Below are 22376 nucleotides of genomic sequence, written 5' to 3'. Positions count from 1 at the left end.
TTTACAAACATTAGAAACAATTGTATTAAACTAATCTACAAAAAACACAAGCATATTTACAATATACTTTCTTATTATATTTAAATAATTTTCACACCCTTTATTAAATCAAGAAAAAGGCAGGTTTTTTTTCGTTTCAGCAGGCATCAGAATTATAATACAAGGGCATGATTCATCTGATAAGAGGAATAGAAAAACCTCCTTACCTTTACTCCGACATTAAAACATAATGAAATGAATATATACTTAACCGCTATTGTAAAAAGTAAAGAAGGGTCATCTGATGCGATGAAACCCCTCCTGCAACAACTTGTTGTGGAATCCAGGAAGGAAAATGCCTGCCTGCAATATGACCTGCATCAGGATCAGGAAAATAGAAATGTCTTTATTTTCCATGAAATCTGGGAAAGTCAGGAAGGACGGACTCTCCATGATTCACAACCTCATATTGCTCGTTTTATAGCAGATTCGGCAGACTTTATTGATGGCACTGTTCAGATTTATCAAACAGATAAGATCAGCTGATCCGGCATTAGAATATCCCCGACAGGAGGATTCGTTTAAACGGATAGAAAACTGGTTGTTGGGGATATTCTTTTAGCAGTCTCTTTTGATATTCTTTGACGAAATCTTCTTTTAAGCCTCCCTCCAGTCTCTCCACATAAGGAATCATGGCAGTGCCCGAGGTCCAGTGGTATATAGCCATTGCATCTTTCAGGATATGCGGATAAATCTTTTCATACACCGTGATTTCCTGAGCAGCATTATCGAACAAAATCCTGGAATAGCTTTCAATGGAAAGCACAGAAACGCCCCTTAACCAACCATTGAATGCCGTCTTAAAGGGCTCTTCAGCCGCGATTTGTTTAAGGGTACGATGGGTAAAATGTTCATGATTTGATGGAACCTGAACGGCGAGTTGTCCGCCTTTACTGAGGGAAGAAATAAGCTTAGGAAGCAGTCGCTGATGTCCGTCGATCCATTGCAACGCGGCATTTGAAAAAATCAGGTCATATTTCCCGCTGGTTTGGAGATGTTCTTCAATTCCGGACTGTTCAAAACTCAGGTTCTTCCGGCTGAAAGTGCCGGCACCTTTCAACATCTCGGCTGAAGCATCGATGCCCAAGACCTGGGCTCCAGGCAAGTGATCGCTCAGCTTGCTGGTCAGCTCTCCGGTCCCGCAACCGAGGTCTATGACTTTCAAATCCGGTTTTACCTTTATTAAAGACAACAAATCATAAAAAGGTTCGTAGCGTTGTTCTTTAAAAGTATTGTAGATATCCGGATTCCATGCCATACGTTCTTATCTTTTAGATATGCCCGGCCGGAAAGCTGCCGGGCATATGATTCGTTATTAATGATTTATTTTTGAATTACGCGAATGTCAATACGACGGTTTTGTGCTCTTCCTTCAGGTGTGTCATTGCTGGCAATGGGATGCTCAGGACCATAACCCTCGGCTTCCAGCCGCTTGGCATCGACTCCCAACTTTACCAATTCCTGCACTGCTGCATTTGCCCGTTCGTTTGATATTTTCTTATTGACGGCCGCATCACCAGTATTATCCGTATAACCACCCATTTTCAGGTTTACGTTTGGATAAGCTTTTAAGATGGCGATTATATTTTTTAACTGCTCTTGTGATTCCGCCTTTAGTGTGCTTTTTCCGGTTTCAAAATATAACCTGTCAAAAGTAAACCAGGTAGTTTTATCAACGGCTTTATCTTTGTCTTCAATAAAGGAGATCAACCTGTTTTCTACAGAATTTTCTCCAATACTGATCTCGGTACCGTCCGGCAGTTTTTTATTGATTTTGGCACCAAGATCCCTTACAAAATCTCCTGCTTCGTTTAGTTTGCCGGCAATAGCGCCCGTTACTGCCTCTGCTCCTGTTTTTATCGCAGTTCCAGCAGAATCGATGCGACTTCCCATCGAATCTACTTTCGCTGATAAAGAGTCCGCAGTATTGCTCATTGATGATTTATTACAGCCAGACCTGCCCATGATCCACCAGGCGCCTACGAGGATAATCAACAAAGGAATCAGCCATTTTAAAAAGCCTCCTCCTGATTTGGTATCATCGGATGGCCCATAATTTATCGGGGCAACTTTTGGGGTCTCTACTTTTGGGATTTCCACCTGCGGTACTTCCACCTTTGGCACTTCCACTTTAGGGATCTCTACTTTCGGAATATCGACATTTGGCATATTGATGCCCGCTAAGCCTAAAGAATCGCCTAAACCCTGCGGAAGAGCCGCAGTAATGTCTGCTTTACTTTCAAAAATTTTACCTAATAAATCGGTAATACTCCATCCATTACCCGCCATTATCTTTGCAATGAAGCCGGTAACCAAAGGCGCAATCATAGCCAATAAACCTGCAGATTTATCAGCAGACAATCCGCTGGATGAAGAAACGGAATTGCTTAGCGCATCGCTGTCTTTACCAAACAAGCCACCTAACATTGATTTTCCTTTCTCCAATAAAGAACCATCGTCTCCGCCCAGCAAATCTTCCGTCTGACTTACCGTACCTGAATTGGTTACATTGGAGAGTATTTTACCAAGAAAGCCTGAATCACCTCCGGCACCATTTTTAAGGATACCGGCAAGGATGGCGGGGATGCCTGCAGAAAACCCGGTTTTCACCTGGTCTTCGGTTACGCCAGCTTTCTGGCTTAAAGATGAGATTATACTTGGACTTACCTCATTCTTTAACATTTCAATTAAATTCATGTTTATAGGTTTTAGGTTAGAAAAATTCAAACATTTACAGCTGAAAATCAGCACCTTAAAACAACTCAACAACAAAAGAAGTTTTTTGTTTGGCTATTGTTTATCATTGAATCAGTAATGTATTGTATATACTTACAGGTAAAATATTGATGACCTATGGTCCTCCCGTTTTTTGATCCTGCAAAAGTGCCCTATATTTAACCGGTATTGCCTTTTATGAATAGAAAAAAAATCACCCGATGAAGACAACCTCCTTATTCTTATTTTTCAGCTTTTTTATTAGCCTCTCTTTTGCCCAAAAGAATACAAAAGATGTAGACAAAAGCACGCCTATGGTTATTGGTTTGATCCAAAAAGTCCCTTCAGCAGTATTAGGAGAAGAAAGAAAAATCAGCATTTATCTCCCTGAAGACTATAATCAAAACGATACGACAAGGTATCCGGTCATCTATATCCTTGATGGGGGTATGAATGAAGATTTTATCCATATTGCTGGAATTGTAAGGTTTAATACTCAGCCCTGGATCAACAGGTTTCCCCGATCCATCGTTGTTGGGATAGAGAACACAAACCGGAAACGTGACTTCAGCTTTGCCGTGCCTAACCTGGATTTTGTCGAGAAAATGGGCTTCAACAAGAAAAGCTATTCAACGGCAGGCGGATCTTCAAAATACATCAGCTTTCTGGAAAAAGAACTACTGCCTTATATCAGCAGGACTTACAAAACAACGGCTCAAAAAACAGTTATCGGTGAATCTTTTGCCGGCTTGCTGGCCACGGAGATTTTACTGAAACATAGAGATTTATTCAGTACTTACATCATCATCACGCCTAGCCTGTGGTGGGGAAATGAGTCTTTATTGGCTGAAGCACCAAAACTGCTAAAATCAGGAAATAACAGTAACGTCCAGGTCTATGTGGGCGCCTGCGATAAAGCCGAAGAACTCACCATGTACAATGATGCAGCAACATTAGCTGAAGCGTTAAAACAGGATGGAGTAAATTTCAAACAGGTTCATTTTGATTATATGCCAAATGAAATCCATTCTACAGCTATGCATCAGGCGGTTTATAATGCATTTAAGTTATTGTATCCCAAAACGGAATATCAAAAATAACGCCTGGTATTTTCCGTTGTTTTTTAGCCGTGGGAGTCATCTTTAAGAAAGACCTTGATCACTTTGGCCCGGAGCCTCCCATGATTGATCAGTTTGTAGCTACCCGTTGCAGCAGGCACGATAAAAGTCTCTGCATAGTTAAACCGGTACGCATTGCCATCCTTAACTTCCGCTGAAATGGCGGTCCCCTCAACCAGCATCAGGATATGACATTTGTGGTCGGTAGAGATCAGGACCTCTGTATCAAACTCTATCCTTTCTATCTCGTAAAAATGGTCCTGATGGGTAGGCAATTTAACCAATTCCCAATCTGCTCCTTTTTCAATGACCTGCTGATGAGAAATCAGTTCTTCCTGAACCTTTGTTCCTTTCCGCTCAAAGCGCAGGTTGTTAAATGCGTGTTCTATATTAATCGGGCGTGGCTTTCCATCCAGTCCGAGCGACAGCCAATCGTACATTTTAAAAGTAAAAATATAGGGAGTAGCGCTGATTTCAAGGACCATATTGTTAGCCCCCGAGCTGTGAACGGTTCCACCCGGGATTAAGAACAGCTCATGTTTACGGGATGGGAAACTTTGTACGTATTTCTCTATCTCAATTTTTTCATTTTTTAACTGACTATTTTCCAAATCCCTGCGGAACTCAGCAGGGTTGATGTCTTCCTGAAAACCCAGATAAACTTTCGCGTCCGGTTCGCAATCCATGATGTAATAGGTTTCATCCTGCGTAATCGTTTCACCAAAGTTCTCCTGTATGTATGTCTTTGAAGGATGACATTGAATGGAAAGGTTTCCGCCTTGAAAAGTATCCAGGAAATCAAACCTGATGGGAAAATAGGTCCCAAACTGCGCTGCATGTTTGCCAAGTATGGCTTTAGATTCCAGCTCCATCAAAAGATCGAAGGTAATTTCCAGCAATTTTCCGTCACTTTCCAGGACAATTCCATTTTCAGGGGTAATCAGTTCAAATGACCAGGCATAATTAATTTCGGCTTTATTTAACCCTTCAAGGTGTTTTTTCATCCATTGACCGCCCCATGAACCACTTTCAAACCAAGGTCTGGCCCTGATTACAGCATGACTCAACTGATGCAATCCTTTTTCCAGATCTCCCTTGAACATCCAGTTTACCTCATCAAGCCATTGTCCGTCAGCAACAATAGAAATCCTGTTTAGCAATGCTGATCTATGGCGGTTAAGCAGAACCCAGTCTACAAAGTAAAACCGCTTATACAGGGAAAAAGAATTACCGGTAATACTACTGCCCAGGTTAGCGATCGCCCCGGCTTTCATCCGGTACTGAATTTCATTTTTAGGAATCTCAAAATAGATGACAGGAGCATCCCATTTTACTAACCCTGCACCTGCACCTATAATGATATTAAGTGTCTTCGTTTCGTCCTTTTTTATGGCTAAAATTTCATCATATCTGAAGAAATCCTTTAATTCAAGATCGGTTTTCCTGCCCCACACTTCATTTTCACCACCCAGAAAGGGAGCGGTCAATCTTTCAAGTTCTGTTTCCGGCTTAAAGTAATCCGATGTCTGATGCCATTTCACCGAAATGCCACGTTCATCAAGCTCCTTTTGAATCTGAAGCTGTATTTCTTTAAAAAACACCCCGCCGTAACCGTCAATCAGGACGGTGTCCTGTTCAATGATCCAATCGGTCAGCGCTCCAAAGCCATTTACAATCTTTTGGCCTTCCAGACTAAAGAAAGGGCTGGGTTCATAGTTTTTTACTGTCGATACCTTATCAAGGGCTATAGGTAGCAGTGGCTGCGAGGTATGTCGCCAGTTATTTACTACAATCGCTTCATGAGTTTTTGTTACTAGTGTATTTTCAGAATCTTCAGTCATAATTATATATATGTATTTCAATAAATCAACATGTATGAACATATTAAGTCAAACAAAACAGCCTTAAAACAATATAAAACAAATAAATCAATAATGGACAGTTACTTGAACTCAAGTATGTACAAACATAGTAATTTAATCATTATATCCCAATATATTTTCATAATTTTGCTCCTATGAAGATAGCCATCAACCACAAGAGCCCGATTCCGTTACACATACAGGCTGAGGAGCTATTGCGTAAGATGATCAAGTTGCCTCAGTTCCAGGACGGCAAGCTTTTGCCCAACGAAATCGACCTTGCGAACCAGTTAGCTATATCCCGTACCACACTGCGACAGGCATTAAACAAACTGGTTTACGAAGGTTTGCTGATCCGGAAAAAAGGTGTTGGCACCAAGGTGGCTGATGCGTTAATCAGCTCTAAATCTGTAAACTGGCTTAGCTTTTCTCAGGAAATGCAGGCCAGAGGTATTCCTATCAGGAATTTCGAACTTCATGTGAGCTGGATTTATCCAACCGAGATCATCGCCAATTTTTTCAACATCAAAACAGATCAAAAAATATTAAAGCTGGAACGGCTGCGTGGCCGCCCGGAAGGTCCCTTTGTTTACTTTGTATCCTACTTCCATCCCCGCACCAGCTTAACCGGAGAAGAAGACTTTAAAAGGCCACTTTACGATATACTGGAGACTGATTACAGCATCATTGCTGAACTTTCCAAAGAAGAGATCAGTGCAACAGCAGCAGATAAATTTATCGCTTCAAAACTGGAAACAGAACCTGGAAGCCCTATCCTGTTCCGTAAACGGTATGTATATGATCAGGCAGAGCGGCCAATAGAATATAACCTGGGGTACTATAAAGCCGATAGCTTTGTCTATTCTGTGGAAAGCAGAAGAGCTTAGCCACACAAACCTTAACCCATAAAAAATGCTCCCTGGAAATTTCAGAGGGCATTTTTTATGTTACTTGCGGAATAATCTACATTTCCAAAAGGAGCTGATCAAATATTTGCCGGAAGAAATGTCTGCTGATCAAAAGAAGCTTTGTATTGATTGTGTTCTGAAAAAAATGAAGCAAAAATACCCGGATGGTATCTCTTTTAGCCCTGAAACCCAAAATGAATATATGGAATTGGCCAGGCAATGGACAGAAGATGGTTTGAAGCTTTTGAAGAATTAAGACCTTTTAAAGGAATTAAATTAAAGGCAGGCATTCCTTTTGTAAAGAATACCTGCCTTTAACATTAGTAGGACAATACCTTAAATTCTGTCCGTCGGTTTGCCTGGTGTTCCTCTGCCGAACATTGAACTCCATTTGCACATCGGTTTAGCAGTTTTGTTGCGCCATAACCTTTGGCAGTTAAACGGTTTCTGGACGTACCCCTGCTCACCAGATAATCTACCACGGAAGCTGCCCTGCGCTGCGACAGGTCTAAATTATAGCGGTCCATACCACGGCTATCGGTGTGCGAACCCAGTTCTATTTCGAGCGTTGGATTATCCCGCATGATGCGGACCAGTTCGTCGAGGATCTTCGCCGCATCTTTGCGGATATTGTCTTTATCAAAATCGTAATGAATATTTTGCAGGGCGATTGTTTTTCCTTTCTCAAATAAGGGCTCTAAACGCAAGGTGACTTTCAGCGTGTCAGACTGGGTCAAACCTTTTGTACTAAGGGATACAGAATCGCTGTAAAACCCTGTTTTTTGTCCCAGCAGTGTATAGTCGGTTTCTTTTTCCAATTCAAAAAAGAAACTGCCATCATGTTTACTGCTTTGTTTGGCCACAACGCTCCGCGCTCCGCTGTAAAGCGTAATGGCCACCTCAGACAGTAAGTCCGTTGTTTTTCTATTTAGGTTGACACCTTGTAAAGCCAATATCATTTTAGGATTCACCGTACTAAAGCTATAGATGTCATCATCCCCCACCCCGCCTTTCCTGTTGGAAGACAGGTATCCCCCAGGGCCATCAGCAGCCGCCGCTGTTGTCACGAAGGCAAAATCATCCGCAGCCGAATTGACAGGATATTTTAAATTTAACGGTCTGGACCATGTTCTTTTCGCTCCTTTGGCTGCAAAAATGTCTAGTCCGCCCATACCAGGAAGGCCATTGCTGGAATAATACAAAACACCTTCTGCATTCATAAAAGGAAACATCTCGTCGCCGGGAGTATTAATTTCCGGACCCGCATTTATCGGTTGCCCCCATTTGCCATCACTTTGCAATTCGCTATACCAGATGTCTGTGTGGCCAAAACCACCCGGCATATCTGAAACAAAATAAAGGGTCTGTTCATCCTGACTCAGCGCAGCATGGCCAACTGAATATTGCTGCACATGATTATATGGAAAAGGACTGGCGGTGTACCCGCCATTTTCTGCCGTGTACATGTACAGCTCCAGGTTCCTTGTCCTTAAGTTCAACTGCGCTGCTTTGCTCCGCGCTCCGGCTTTCCCGATATAAGTACGCGTAATGTACAACAGGTTTCCCTTTTTGTTGCTGATGATGGGACCAATATGATACGCTTCCTTGTTAAAAGCAGATTTATCGATCAGCTTAGCCGTTAAAGTCTGATCCGGGTTGCGGTCGGCAGTATAAATCCTCAAAAAAGGATTGCCGGTGCGGCCATCTTTCTTCTTCAGGAGGCCATTGTCTGGCTCAGCAACATAATAAGCCTTATTGCCAATCGGGAATACCCCGAATTCTGCAAACGCGGTATTCACAGCGCTTTCATTTCTAAGTTTATGACCCGTTGGTTTAGCGATCCAAACCAGTGCAGAGTCACAACCAGCCAGCGCATTTGCGACGCCTTTGGCATCGCCGGATTTTTCGGCATATTGCTGCAACACTTTCTTCGCTTCCGCATAACGGGAATTGAATTTCAGCACGGCCCCATAACTGATCAGGTTTTCAGTTTTACTGTCAGGGAACTCAATGATGCGCGCATACCAGTTTTCGGCAGCTTCATAATCGCTCATTTTCAGGTAACAATCTGCCAGTCGTTCCAGGTCAGACAACCTTGGCTTTTTCGCATCAGCAAGCTTAACATAAATGGACGCTGCTTTCACATATCGGGAACTGATATAATGCTGATTTGCCTTCTCCCTTAAGCCCGGCTGTTCTTGTGCCTTTACCAGCTGAAATGGAGTCAGCAACATGGCTGATGTCATTAAATATTGGAATGCCTTATTCATAAGCGCTTGTTCTTTAGATTTTAAATACATGATTGATCTCCTTAAAAAAACCTCGGACTAACCACACGTTCTGATTTCTGGCCAAAGGTTAAACCCAATGTAATTTCATGTGATCCAGACTGCTCCGTTCTTAAACTATTGAGCATATAATCATAAGAATAACCCAATCTGAACTTACTGGAAATATAAAACTGGGCAACCCCCGACATCGAATTGTTATCGGTCAGCGGCAGGTTTTTACCGTAGCTCTTATTCCATAAGTTAAGTCCCATGCGGTAGGATGCACCCAGCCAGATCCTTTCGTTAATGATCAGCATGCCGTTTAGATCAACACTGGTAGGTCCTTTAAAATCGTCTTTTACCAGTATACTTGGCCGAAGTTTCAGCTCTTCTGAAAGCTCCGTCAGCATTCCCGCAATGAGGTACACATGGCGTCTGCGTTTCAGGTTATCGGAGGCATTGGTGTCCCAGCGAAAGATGTTGTTCGAGCGGTCGCCGGAAAATAAATCCATCACTGATGCACCGATATAAAATTTGGGTGCGTAATAGTAAACCCCAACACGGGCATCCGGAATATAGCTGCCAATTGTGCCTACGGGTATTTCAGGATCATCAGAATGTACCGGATTTAGCATGCTTCCATCCAGGCTATAATTGGTCATTCCAATCCCAAGGCCAAAACTTAAGCGTTGGGTATCTTCGGGGTCAAGCTGCAGGCGATAGGCATAATTGGCATAGGCTGCAACCGACGATTGCGAGCCGAGTTTATCGGTGGTCAGCTGAATGCCCAGTCCCATCTTTTTATTGGTAGGATCAAGGATCCCATCAACAGAAAACGATCCTGTTCTGGGTGCCCCTTTAATTCCTTCCCATTGGGTACGCAAAGCCATTTGGGCAAACCATTGTTCTTTATAGCCTGCATAAGCAGGGTTTACACTGAGTGAGTTAAACATGTATTGTGTAAACTGAATGTTTTGCTGAGCCATTGCAGGTATACATCCTGCAATGGTTAAGCTCAAAAACATTGTTATTTTTTTTATGCTGTATCTGTTCATGTCTGTTAACGTTTTATCAGGATCCATCCTTTAAGTGATTCTGTTTTCATCGCTTTTTTTAGCCTGATGATGTAGTAATAAGTGCCTTCGTTTAAGCCTTCACCCGACCAGGTATCCTGATAGTTATCGCTCCTGTACACCTGATTGCCCCAGCGGTTGTAGATTTCAATCTGAGCAGAATCGTAATGTTCCCTGCCAACAAGGATAAAGGTGTCGTTCTTACCATCACCATTTGGTGTGATCACGTTAGGAGCGTTAACCGGTTGTTTGGTCACTACAACCATTACCTCTGCCGCATTACTCCAGTTACCCAACTGATCTTTGACGCGGTAATTAAAGGTATCGTTGCCTTCATAACCTTTGTTAGGCGTATAGGTAATTGTTCCATCTGCATTTTTTACCAAGGTTCCGAACTGAGGCTGAACCGTAATTTCTACGGTAGCCGGATCAAAAGGACTGATGCCGGGTTTATCATTATCCAGAACCGGAATGAGAATTGTCCTGTTGTTCTCAGCAACAGCAACATCATTATCAATTGCCACCGGCAAGCCAACAGGGCTGATCGTTACCGATGTACAACCCGTACAACCCGGAACCGGATCTTCGGTTGTGCTGGTCACGATGACCGTATTGCTCAGGTTGAGGGCAAAGTTTGGCGGCGTTTGTATGGTTACCTCATAGGTAACCGCAGCACCGTTTGGCAATAAGGCAATCGTCTGGTCCAGGTTACCGGTACCATTAAGGTTTGGTAAGGTTACTGTTCCTGCACTGACCACTGCCGTCCAGTTGCTGATGCTGGTACCTGCAGGTGCAATATCCCTTATTTTCACCTCGTTTGCGTCAGCAGGGCCATTGTTGGTGACACTGATCTTATAAACTACCGGCATACCAGGGGTAAATGTGGTTTGCGCAGCATTCTTCAAAGTTTTCAACGTAACAATATCCGCCTGAGCAGTATAAGTAAGCATTACCTCATCGTATACCGAACAAGGTGATTCCGTTACCGTCCACCTCAGGGTGACCGAAGAATTAGGGAGCAGTTTAACACTACTTTTCGGGTTTGCATCATTAGTAACCGGTTCTGCAAGCGTACCGGAAACGATGGTCCACTTTCCTGTTCCTGTTGCCGGGACAGTTGCATCCAGTGTAAACACAGGGCTGTTAAACTGCAATTGGTCTGGTCCCGCAGTGGCGAACAATTCGGTGATTACGGTAACCTTAACCGCAGCAGTTGGGTTAGATTCACATACCGAACCATTTGAGCCGGAGATCGCAATTCTGCGGAAATAAGTACTCAGGGTTAGCGCTTCCGGGCTATATTCAGCTGATGTTACACCAGGAATAAGGGTGAAGCCTGTGGTCGCGCCTGCTGTTGAACTTTCCCATCTGTACGTAATCACGCCTGATCCTGTACCTACTGTTGTTGACGTTAAAGCAGCTGGAAGCGTATTGTTACAAATGGTTTGTGTTCCGGAGATGGTACCTGTTGTAACTGCATCCTGCACTGTAATGGCAATTGCCGCTGTAGGTACTGACTCGCAAGCCAGCCCATTTTCTAAGGAAATGGTCACCCTTCTGAACCAGGTATCCGAGCTCAGGGCTGCCGCCGCATAATCGGCCGTTGTTGAACCAGGAATAACGGTAAAGCCAGTACCAGCACCTGCCGTAGAGCTTTCCCATCTATAGCTAATGCTTCCTGATCCTGTGCCTGCGGTAGTTGAAGTTAAAGCAGCCGGAACGGTGTTGTTACAAATCGTTTGCGCTGCAGAGATTGTACCTGCGGTAACTGCATCCTGTACCCTAACCTCAATTGCAGCTGCAGGTGCGGATTCACATGCCGTACCATTTAATGTTGAAACGGTAATTCTTCTATAATAAGTGGTCACAGTTAATGCGGCAGGAGCATAATTTACTGATGTTGCTCCAGGGATCACCACGAAGTCTTCAGTAGCTGAGGTGGTTGAACTTTCCCAACGATAACTGATGCTACCTGAACCTGTACCGGCAGTAGCCGAAGCCAGGGCAAGCGGACTTGTACTACGACAAATGGTCTGGTTCCCGCTGATGGTTCCTGCGGTCGTATTTTGCTGCACAGAGATGGCAACAGCGACCGTAGGTTGTGATTCACAACCTATCCCATCTTGTGTTGAAATCGTGACTCTTCTGAAATAAGTGGTAACCGTTAGTGCTGCAGGAGCGTAAGTTGCCTGTGTTTCTCCCGATAGGATCGTAAAACCGGCAGTAGCACTGGTTGTTGAGCTTTCCCAACGATAGGTAATGATTCCTGATCCGGTTCCATCGTTTACTGATGTTAAAGCTGATGGAGTCGTACTGTTACAAATGGTCTGACTGGCGCCAATTACACCTGGTTCAGTCTGAACCTGTACCTGAACGGCTACAACATTCGTTGCCGGGGATTCACATGATATGCCATTTTGTGTCGAAATTGTAATTCTTCTATAATAAGTGGTCATCGTTAAAGCCGCCGGTGCGTAGTCTTTTAACACGGCATCCGGAACAACTGTGAAACCAGTTCCAGGACCTGCTGTAGAACTTTCCCATCTGTAGCTAATGCTGCCAGAACCTGATCCGATCACTGTTGAATTTAAAGCTGAAGGAACGCTATTAAAACAAATCGTCTGATCGGTACCAATAGTTCCTGCAACAGTTACTCCCTGCACTGTAATTTTTACCGCAGGTGTTGGCGCAGATTCACAAATTATTCCGTTTTGGGTAGAGATGGTGATTCTACGGAAATAAGCACTGGTATTTAATGCTGCAGGGCTGTAGCTATCTGCTATTGCTCCCGGAATTGCTGTAAAACCGGTAAGCGCAAATGATGATTGCTCCCAACGGTAGCTGACTGTTCCTGAACCGGAACCAGCGGTAACAGATGTCAATGTTACAGGGATGGTATTGTTACAGATCATCTGGTCTGCAGCGATAGTTCCTGCGGTAACCGCATCCTGTACATTGATAGTCAGTACAGCTGTTGGCGCTGATTCACATATTTTAGCATTCAGCGTGGAAAGGGTAATTCTTCTAAAATAGGTAGTGACATTCAAGGCCGCCGGTGTATAACCAGCTGATATTGCTCCGGCTATAGGGCTAAAACCTGCCAGTGCATTCGTGGTTGAACTTTCCCAACGATAAGCAATGGTACCGGAACCTGTTCCTGCGGTAACAGAAGTCAACGCTACCGGAACACTGCCATTACAAATGGTCTGGTCGGTACCAATCGCACCTGCGGTAACTGCTCCCTGCAGGGTAATTTTCAACGGTGTAGTTGGTACTGATTCGCAAATCACCCCATTTAATGAGGAAATGGTAATTCTGCGGAAATAAGTAGTTTCCGTTAATGCAGCAGGTGCATAACCTGCAGATGTTATACCTGGAATTGCAGTAAATGCCGGAGCTGATGCCGAGGACTGCTCCCAGCGATAAGTCAGGATTCCGGATCCTGTTCCATCCGTTAGGGAGGTTAAGGCTACCGGAACTGTATTGGCGCAAATGGTTTGATCGGCGCTGATGACTCCTGCTGTAGTCAGGTTTTGTACCGTAACAGCTGTCGCAATTGTCGGTGCAGATTCGCAGGCAATACCAGCTAATGTTGATATGGCGATTCTTCTGAACCAGGTCGTAGCAGTTAAAGCCGATGGATTATAGTCTGCCGATGCGATACCTGCAATTGTTGTAAAACCGGTAAGCCCGTTTGTTGTGGAACTTTCCCAGCGATAGCTGATCGCTCCGGAGCCTGTTCCGGCAGTTGATGATGTTAAGGTCACACCAGTATTGTTGCAAACCGTTTGGTCAGCACTGATCGTTCCTGCAGTAACTGCGGTTTGTACCGTAACCTTAATGGCGGTTGTGGGTACCGATTCGCAGGCAATGCCATTTAATGTAGAGATCGCCACCCTTCTAAACCAGGTCGTAGCGGTTAAAGCCAGCGGACTGTAAACTGCCGATGTGATACCTGCAATCGTGGTAAAGCCTGTAAGGGCATCTGTTGTGGAACTTTCCCAACGATAGCTGATTGTGCCCGCAGCTGTTGCATTGGCAACTGAACTTAATGTTGCAGGGCTGCTATTGTTGCAAATGGTCTGACTGGCACTGATCGCACCCGGCGTAACCAGATCCTGAACGGTAATTTTTATGGCCGTCGTTGCTGCGGATTCGCATTCCACACCATCATGGGATGAAATGGTCATTCTTCTGAACCAGGTTGTGGTATTTAACGTAGCGGGAGCATATGTTGCCAGTGTTGATCCGGCAATTACATTAAAGCCTGCAGAAGCACCCGTTGTTGAACTTTCCCATTTGTATTTGATACTGCCAGATCCGGTTCCGTCTGCAGCCGAAGCCAAAGCAGCCGGGGCCATATTTTTACAAATGGTCTGATCTGCTGTAATTGAACCTGCGGTAGTATTACGGATCAATACTTTGAAACTCCTTTCCGCAGGACAGCTTGTACCCGGGCTTGCTACCGCACTGATGTCATAAGCATACAGCGTAGTCTCTCCTACCGTATCGAAAACATCACCTGGGTTGTATTTTGTACCTCCTCCGTTTGAAGCGGTATAGTAAGCCTGGTTGCCTGATAAATTGGCGCCTGCAATTGCAGGAAGTGTAAGCGATCCGCAAACATTTTTATCAGCAATGACATTGATCACCGGAACCGGAGTAATCGTTAACCTTACCGCTGTGCGGCTTGTGCTTGCACAAGTCCCGGTATTGGATTCGGCATAATAAACAATAGTGCCCGGACTACTTAAAGTTGGCAATGAAACCAGGTTTCCGCCAGTTGCGGCATCATACCATTTTAAAGTTGAACCTCCCGGAACTGTCGCAGTAGCGGTTAAGATTTGCAGCGGACTGCCTGCACAAACCTGCTGATTTGCAGCAACAGGCGCAGCAGGACGTCCTGCACTGGCAACAATGGTAATAGAAACAGGATCAGCAACACAGGCATCTCCTGCTTTTCTCGAACGTATGGAGTGCGTGCCCACACTTAAACCTGGAAACACATTTCCACTGGTAAATGGAGCGCTATCAATGGAATATTCGTAGGCTGCGTTTACCGGAAATTCGATACTTCCCTGTGTTTGGTCGCAATCTGGTTGAAACACCAATGGCATAGCCGTGGTAGGCGTTGCATTGATGGTGATCACATTCGGGTCACTTTCGCAACCAGGTACAACCGTATTTTTTGCCCTCACGTTATACGTTCCGGGGATCAGGTTGGTAAATGCTGTAGCAGCATAATAGGTTCCGCCATTGTCAATGGAATATTCAAAACCAGCACCTAATGGCGCAGTAATGTTAATACTTCCCGTACCACTTACACAGTCTGGGTGCACTGCCGTAACTTCTGGTTTATCCACAAACTGGACAAGGACCGGAGCAATCACACTACATCCGGTAACAGGATTTGTGCCCTTGATGTAATAAGTCCCTGACAGGGCTACTGTGGCCGGAGTTGCCAATGCCACAGTAGCAGCGGCATCTGTAAAATAAGTAAAGGTAAGACCTGCAGTACTGCCGGCCGTGATTGCACTATTGGTTAGGTTGATTGTGGCAGGGTGACAAACAACGGCTGGATTATGAATGGTCAGTACCGGTTGCGCATTGATCGTTAGCACGATTGCTGTTCTTGTTGCACTCCGGCAATCGCCGGTCTGCGTTTCCGCATAATAGGTCACTGTACCGATTGTATTTAATGTGGGTACGGAGACTACATTTCCGGCGGTTGCGGCATCATACCATACGACCGTTGAGCCGGATGGAACTGTTGCTGTTGCCGTTAAGGTTTGAACCGGGGAGTCGGCACAGGCCGTTTGAGGGCTTCCCGTTGGTGCCAGTGGAATTGGATTGATCTTTATTTTAACAGGTTCCTGTGCAGGACAGCCTGCTCCGTTTGCAACAAACTGATACTTGGCAGCAAGGCCTAAAATTCTCCAGGTACTATTTTTGAATTCGATGTACACACCGATGTTACCAGCAATCAGGTCCGCAGCAGGAACAAGACCCGCTACCGATGGGCTGACCCCGGTTGCCGGCACCTCACTAAAGGAGGTTTGGTAAAGTAACTGGTTCGTTGCCTTATTAATGATAGCAATTTGTCCGGCATATCCAGGGATTGCCACCGGCGGAAAGCTGGAATTTCTGATAACGCCATTCCCTACAGATACCAAAACTTGATCTCCGGCATTGACATATCCGGCTGGAAGTGTCAACCTGCCCACAGTAACGGCAAATTTAGTATTAGGATCGTTAGTGGCAAATGCTAAAAAGCCGGAAGCTACAGCAGGATTGCCGTTGAGTGCTCCAGTTCTTGGGAAGGAATGCGTCTTATCAGGCCATAAAGCCTGCAATTTTGCATTGGTATACCCCGTCCCTACATCATTTGCAAGGATTAAACCTGCCTCAGGGTTTTGACCTGCGCCAGCAATGATTTCATCGTAGGCATACAAGGTAGTTTCGCCTGCAGTATTCCATACATTCCCAACATTATATTTTATTCCGGTCTTATTGATACCGGTATAATAAGCCTGGTTACCGGACAAATTGTTTCCTGCAATTGCCGGAAGCGTCAATGGTCCGCAAGAACTGATGTCCGCAATTGGATTAATGACCGGGCTTAAGTTAATCGTTAGTTTTACCGGAGTCCTTGTCGCACTCACACAAGTATTGCTTACCGCTTCGGCATAATAGATCACTGTACCTGCTGTATTTAATATTGGTGCAGCGACTATATTGCCAGCTGTTGCGGCATCGTACCAGGTGATGGTCGTTCCGGCTGGTACTGTCGCCGTTGCAGTTAAGGTCTGAACCGGGTTCGTTGCACAAACTTCCTGGTTGCCATCATTTACCGGAGCCGCAGGAAGCGGATTGATGGTCAGCTGGAACGACTTTTCGTCCGGACAAGGTGTTTCAGATAGATAAGCATAAGTGGCTTTGAAACCAGACAAAGTCCAGCTCTTATAGCCATCCTGTGCCGTTTCTGCATCTAAAATCACCACCAGGTTTCCGGCTTTTAAATCTGCAGCAGCAACTACTCCTGAAACAGAAAACGTTCTGGATGCGCCTACAGCTGCAGACTGTATATTGGTTTGGTATAAAATTTCTTTAGTTACTTTATTAACGATGGCAAGCTGACCAGAATAACCACGGCCTGCTACAGGTCCTTCGTTTTTGAAAGTAGTTTGCAATGAAACCTGTACTTGTGTACCTGTACATGCCGGATCGTCCGCTATTTTCATATCGCCGATCAGACTTACATAGGTATAGGAAGGTTCGGTATTGCTGTATAAAACTGGCTGGTTCGCTAAGCCCTTCCAGAAATCAGGGTTTATGGCTCTGGTATAAAAGCGGTGAGCGGTATTAAATACCTGTTGCAAGGCCACATTATCACTCATATCCGCATTAGGGATAACGTCTATATTTCCGGCACAAGCTGCAGTAGATATGGCTTTATCAAACAAGTATAAAGTTTGTGTACCTACGGTATTTAGTGTTGCTCCGGCAAGGTATTTTGTCCCGGCACCATTTTGTTCCGTATAATAAGCCTGGTTGCCGGTTAAGTTGGTTCCGGTTATCGCCGGAAGTGTATAGGATACACAGGCCGACTGCGCTGCAGGCAAATCAATTAATGGGCTTGCATTGATAGACAAGACTACCGGGGTCCTTGATTTACTTACGCAGGTGCCATTATTGGCTTCCGCATAATAAATTACTGTTCCCAAAGCATTGATAACAGGATTGGCAACGATGTTACCTCCTTTTGGGGCATCGTACCAGGTGATCGTTGATCCTGCCGGCACCGTTGCCGTTGCGGTTAAGGTCTGCACAGGGTTGGTCATACAAACGGACTGGTTGCCTCCACTTACCGGTGTATCCTGTGCAGAAGGTGCTTCGTTAATTGTAACGACCACCGGGCTGCTGGTATTCGCGCCTACCTTTACGATAATCGAATAATCTGCGGGCGCAAGGTTGGTAAAGATATTGGTCGCCCCAAAGGTAAGCCCTCCGTCTGCAGAATAAGTTCCTCCTGTAATTACCGGTATTTCGATCGTTCCGGTTTCTATGGCGCAGCTGGGCTGCGTAATGATCAGTGCTGCATTTGGCACCAGACTAACTGAAGCGCTGTTGTTCGCAGGCTCAGGATCATTAGCCGCAGAAGAGATCGTTGCTGTATTTACATAAATACCTGCTGCATTTACTTTTGCCGTAATCGTAATTACTGCCTCAGCACCTGAAGCCAGGTTCTCAACTGCCCAAAGTCCGGTTAGCGCATCATAAGTTGAACCGGCAGGAGCAACATGACTCACATAAGTATATCCTGTTGGAAGCTGATCGGTTACGGTAATTACTGAACCGTTGCCCGGGCCATTGTTAATTGCCTTAACCGTAAACACCACATTGCTGCCTACTGCCGGAGAAGAGTTGTCTACAGATTTAGCTACTGCCAGATCTGTACTTACCAGGGTAACGGTAATATCGTCTGAAACAGAACAACCATCCGGGAAATTCACCTTTACAGAATAGGTTCCCGGTTGGGTAACGATCAGTTCTTTATTCGTGCTGATCACATTGCCCTCTTTTTTCCATTCGTATTGCGAAAGCGGCGAACCAAAAAAGCCGTCTGTTTTGATGGTATAAGGAAGTTCAGTATTCTTCAGGCCAAGATCCGGGCCGAGGCCCAATATTGGTGCAGCACCATTATACGGAGAGATCGCCCAGCCGGTATTTCCTCCCATATCCGTACTGTGTTCTCTTGCTTTAAAAGTAGCACCACCTGTTGCTGCGACGCGCTGTAAGCGGACATAGTCAAAATCTACACCACCCGATGCTTTGGTGATCGTCACCGGGGTCGTATTGCTGCTTTTTATTTCTGTAGGCTTACAAGGGCTGCCACTGCCAAACCATTCCTTAGTAATCGTCGTATTGGTACCTCCGGTAATGGTATAGGTATTTCCCGGGAAGAAGATCAGCGTATCAATTTTATTGCCTGTACCATAGATCCCGCCGCTACCTTTATATTCCAGTCGGCCGATGGTGTTATTGGCACCATTAACTCCTATAGTTGATGCTGTATTTGGATTCGTAAAGTTGAGTTCTTTGATATTGGTATTAGAGATCGTTACATTTCCGGAAGCTGTCCCCGAAGCGTTGACAATGTTATAGTCAAATCCATTGGCGATCAAATTACCGTTAATAATAGAATTTGCCGCGTTCAGGGTACGTTTTGTCGTTCCGCCATTGTAACGGATTCCTGCTGTAGCTGAACTGATGGTACTGCCGCTAATGTCCAGCGCAATGTTGTTATCCAGCCCTGCATTGTCAATACCTCTGATGTTAAGTACACGTCCGACAGCTGTAAAACCTCCTTCAACCAGGTAAAAATCCGTGTTGATGTTGTCATAATCATTTGCGAGTGTCAAGCCTCCTCCCGGTTTATTAATCTGCAAATCAAAATCGCCCTTGCTCTGTCCGGACATGACTGTCGCTTCTGATCCTTTCAACAAAAGAGGTGCGATGTTTAGCGTAGATGCCGGGTTTAGTACGATGCTATTTCCCCAGCATTCCATGGTCCATGCCCCAGACTTTGAAAAGACCGGGTCGTTTAACACCCCGGCCCAGCTCATGTTATGAAAGTAAGCGTTTCCGTTATTTACGGTAACTGTTTTCGTTGCCGGGCTGGTACCAAAACCACTGTTTGCATCAAAAAACACATCATCACCCACGGTTGGGATACAGGCACCACCTGCCCCACCACTCGTTGAACTCCAGTGCGCTGCATCATTCCAGTCGCCGGCTCCTCCTACCCAATAACGGCTATTTCCGTTACTTGAAGCGATGACCCATCCTGAATTCCCACCTGCATTGGCCCCACTAAAAGGGATAGGTAAAACAAGTGTACCTCCACCACCTGTTGCCGCAATATTTTCCAGATATACATTGGAAATATCGACTTTAGCATTGGCCCCAAATATCAACGTGCCTACTGCCGGAGTACCGCTCCTTACCTCGCCTAATCCACTGCAGGAAGGATGAGTAGCTTTAAAATATTTATTGATCGTTGTACCCGATGCCGTTTCATAAAAATAGAAGTTACGGTTCTCAGCGGTGATCAGTGAATCGATCATATTCCCCCCATACCTGACCATCCCCTGGCCTTTAAATTCCAGTCGGCGGATGATATTACTGCCATGAATCCTGGCACCGCTTGTTAAGCCGGTATTTGTAAAGGTAAGCTGCCCGATGGTGGTATTGGCGATATCCAGATTTCCAGCCACGGTAGCTGCACAGTCTACTATGTGGTAAGTCTGGGTACGGGTAACCATATAACTTCTGACCAGCAGATAAGAACCTGTTGCGTCCAGAACAATGTTAGGCGTGATGTACGACCAGTTGGTGACCTGCACGTTTGCATTATTCATATAAAGGAACTTGTTCAATGTTCCGTTTCCACTGATGGCATATATGTTCACTTTTCGGTTGCGGATATCCAACACGCCCCTGATTAGGGAGAAAGCAGCATTTGGATTGTTCCAATCATCCAGCAGGGTAAGACCTGTATTTGCTCCCGGGGAAGATTTCCGAATGTTATATTGATTGGCACCCAGACTGCTGCCGTTGGTGCGAAGGGTAACCGCAGCATCACCTCTGAGTTCCAGAAAAGCATTCATGGTTACCGTAGGATTCAGTACGATCGAGCCATATACGAAAAGCGCATAAGTACTGCTTTCGTTAAAAACAGGATTTCCGGTGATACCCGCTGCCCAGGTCATGTCCTTACAATAGGTATTTCCGGTCGTGACCACCGCGTTATTTCCGGCCGAAAAGCCACTGTTCGCATCAAAGACCACATTGTCATTAATGAACGGAATACAGGCACCGCCGGCACCGCCTGAACTCGTGCTCCAATGTGTTTTATCATTCCAGTCGCCTGCCCCTCCTACCCAGTAAAGTGAGGTACCAGCTGCAGAAGGTTCGGTAATGTTAAAACCGGAATTCCCTTCATTGTCTATTCCGTTTACAGCAATTGGGGTATTTGGCCCCTGAGCTGCCAGATTAGCCAGCAGTACATTATCCATGTTCGCAACGGCTCCGGGTGCAAAGATTAATGTTCCGTTACCCGCTCCGCTGATTTCGGTAAACCCATCACATGGAAGCCCTCCGGCCTTGAAATACTTATTGATGGTATTGGACCCTGTGATCAGTATATTTTTATTAGCCGCAGTGATCAATGTATCAAATTTATGATTCGCCTGATCTATCAAATCTAATTTGCCACGGGCTTCGGCATATTGAATTACGTTTCCGCCTCCTCCAATTGTTGCATCACCATTAAAAACAACATGTTTAACGTTATTGTTGCCATTCCGTATGGCACCACTACCCATAAAAAAGAGAGAATCGACGGTATTGTTACTGTGTATCCGCGCAAGTGAAGCAGAAGAGGTATTCGTAAAAGTGATGGTTTTAAAAGTAGCATTGTTAATTGCCAGATAATCAGCGGCAGCTGTTCCTATACTCACCGTGTTAAAAACACCCGCATCCACATAAAATCTCCCTGTGCTAATTTTACTTCCCGATGCAATCAGGGATTTATTAAGGCCTGTTATATTTACAGTTAAACTTGCATTTACGACAGAATTGCTGATGTCTAAGGACCGGTTATTCGAATTTGCACTGAACAGTCCATATACAGTAAGCTTTTTACCCTGTGCATTAAGAAAACCCGCTGTTAATTCCAGAAAATTAGCCGTATTACCCGGGCTATTGTAAATCAAATCATCTGCAAGGGTAAGGCCACTGCCGGGTTTGTTTACAGTTAAAGTGACTGATCCGGAAACATTGCCGTTTGTGGTCAATGTTGCATCGCTGCCACCTACCAGGTCTACAGCAATACCGTTATACGTTACCGATGGCGCAAAGGTAAGGTGACCACTCACGCTAAGTCTGGAACTACCTGTTCTGGTTAAAACCGGGCTATTCGCCACATCAGACATCCAGGTCATGCTTTTACAAAAGGCATTGGCATTGATGGTGACTGTTTTACTTGCCCCGGTAAATCCACTGTAAGCACCAAAAAACACATTGTCGCCGGCAGAAGGTACAATACCGGCGGTATTGCCACTGCTGCTGCCCAGTTTCCAGTGGTTGATGTCACTCCAGTTGCCTCCGCCACCTACCCAATAATAGTCGGCAGCCTGCAGGTTAAAACTAAAGAATAAGAGAAAACAAAAAAATAGATTTTTTTTCATGTGTAGAGGAGGATTGGTTGTCTTGTCATTTTTCATGACAATAAACAGGTTGTACGGACGTTAAATAACTATTTTGTCAGCAAAATATGCTCAGTCCAAAACTAGCCGATTGCATTTTAGCCACCCTTAGAGATAATTCT

At 44.9% G+C, this 22376-nt stretch carries 9 protein-coding genes; 3 read left to right on the top strand and 6 right to left on the bottom strand.

Annotated elements, in window-relative coordinates; genetic code table 11:
- Positions 1-234: 234 nt before the first annotated feature.
- The gene (locus tag BLQ87_RS07530) at positions 235-525 is read left to right on the top strand and encodes a putative quinol monooxygenase (protein ID WP_074605501.1); all 291 of its coding nucleotides are present in this window, start codon (positions 235-237) and stop codon (positions 523-525) included.
- A 7-nt stretch (positions 526-532) separates the two neighbouring features.
- Here BLQ87_RS07530 and BLQ87_RS07525 read toward each other — a convergent pair whose 3' ends face one another.
- Positions 533-1297 (bottom strand): methyltransferase domain-containing protein, encoded by a 765-nt coding sequence (locus tag BLQ87_RS07525; protein WP_074605500.1) that lies wholly within the window; start codon positions 1295-1297, stop codon positions 533-535.
- 65 nt (positions 1298-1362) lie between these two features.
- Positions 1363-2736 (bottom strand): OmpA family protein, encoded by a 1374-nt coding sequence (locus tag BLQ87_RS07520; RefSeq protein WP_074605499.1) that lies wholly within the window; start codon positions 2734-2736, stop codon positions 1363-1365.
- Positions 2737-2975: 239 nt separating this feature from the next.
- On the opposite strand from BLQ87_RS07520, the gene BLQ87_RS07515 reads away from it, so the two are divergent.
- Positions 2976-3854 carry an alpha/beta hydrolase gene (locus BLQ87_RS07515; RefSeq protein ID WP_074605498.1) on the top strand — a complete coding sequence of 293 codons (879 nt, stop codon included), beginning with the start codon at positions 2976-2978 and terminating at the stop codon, positions 3852-3854.
- A 23-nt stretch (positions 3855-3877) separates the two neighbouring features.
- On the opposite strand, the gene BLQ87_RS07510 is transcribed toward BLQ87_RS07515, so the two are convergent.
- Complete coding sequence (locus tag BLQ87_RS07510; RefSeq protein WP_074605497.1) at positions 3878-5713, bottom strand: class I mannose-6-phosphate isomerase; 1836 nt, start codon at positions 5711-5713, stop codon at positions 3878-3880.
- 176 nt (positions 5714-5889) lie between these two features.
- Here BLQ87_RS07510 and BLQ87_RS07505 point away from each other — a divergent pair, with 176 nt between their 5' ends.
- Positions 5890-6621 carry a GntR family transcriptional regulator gene (locus tag BLQ87_RS07505; protein ID WP_074605496.1) on the top strand — a complete coding sequence of 244 codons (732 nt, stop codon included), beginning with the start codon at positions 5890-5892 and terminating at the stop codon, positions 6619-6621.
- 341 nt (positions 6622-6962) lie between these two features.
- Here BLQ87_RS07505 and BLQ87_RS07495 read toward each other — a convergent pair whose 3' ends face one another.
- The 3 genes from BLQ87_RS07495 to BLQ87_RS07485 are packed head-to-tail and all read right to left on the bottom strand — an operon-like array spanning position 6963 to position 22236.
- On the bottom strand, positions 6963-8912 hold the full coding sequence (locus tag BLQ87_RS07495; protein ID WP_074605671.1) for an OmpA family protein: 1950 nt from the start codon (positions 8910-8912) through the stop codon (positions 6963-6965).
- Positions 8913-8953: 41 nt separating this feature from the next.
- On the bottom strand, positions 8954-9967 hold the full coding sequence (locus BLQ87_RS07490) for a PorP/SprF family type IX secretion system membrane protein (protein ID WP_083361761.1): 1014 nt from the start codon (positions 9965-9967) through the stop codon (positions 8954-8956).
- Positions 9968-9972: 5 nt separating this feature from the next.
- On the bottom strand, positions 9973-22236 hold the full coding sequence (locus tag BLQ87_RS07485; protein ID WP_172664821.1) for an Ig-like domain-containing protein: 12264 nt from the start codon (positions 22234-22236) through the stop codon (positions 9973-9975).
- Positions 22237-22376: the final 140 nt, after the last annotated feature.

This window comes from Pedobacter steynii, from assembly GCF_900103665.1.
GTDB lineage: Bacteria > Bacteroidota > Bacteroidia > Sphingobacteriales > Sphingobacteriaceae > Pedobacter > Pedobacter steynii.
The sequence above is the reverse complement of the archived record's forward strand: the minus strand, read 5'-3'. Positions and strand labels throughout refer to the sequence as shown.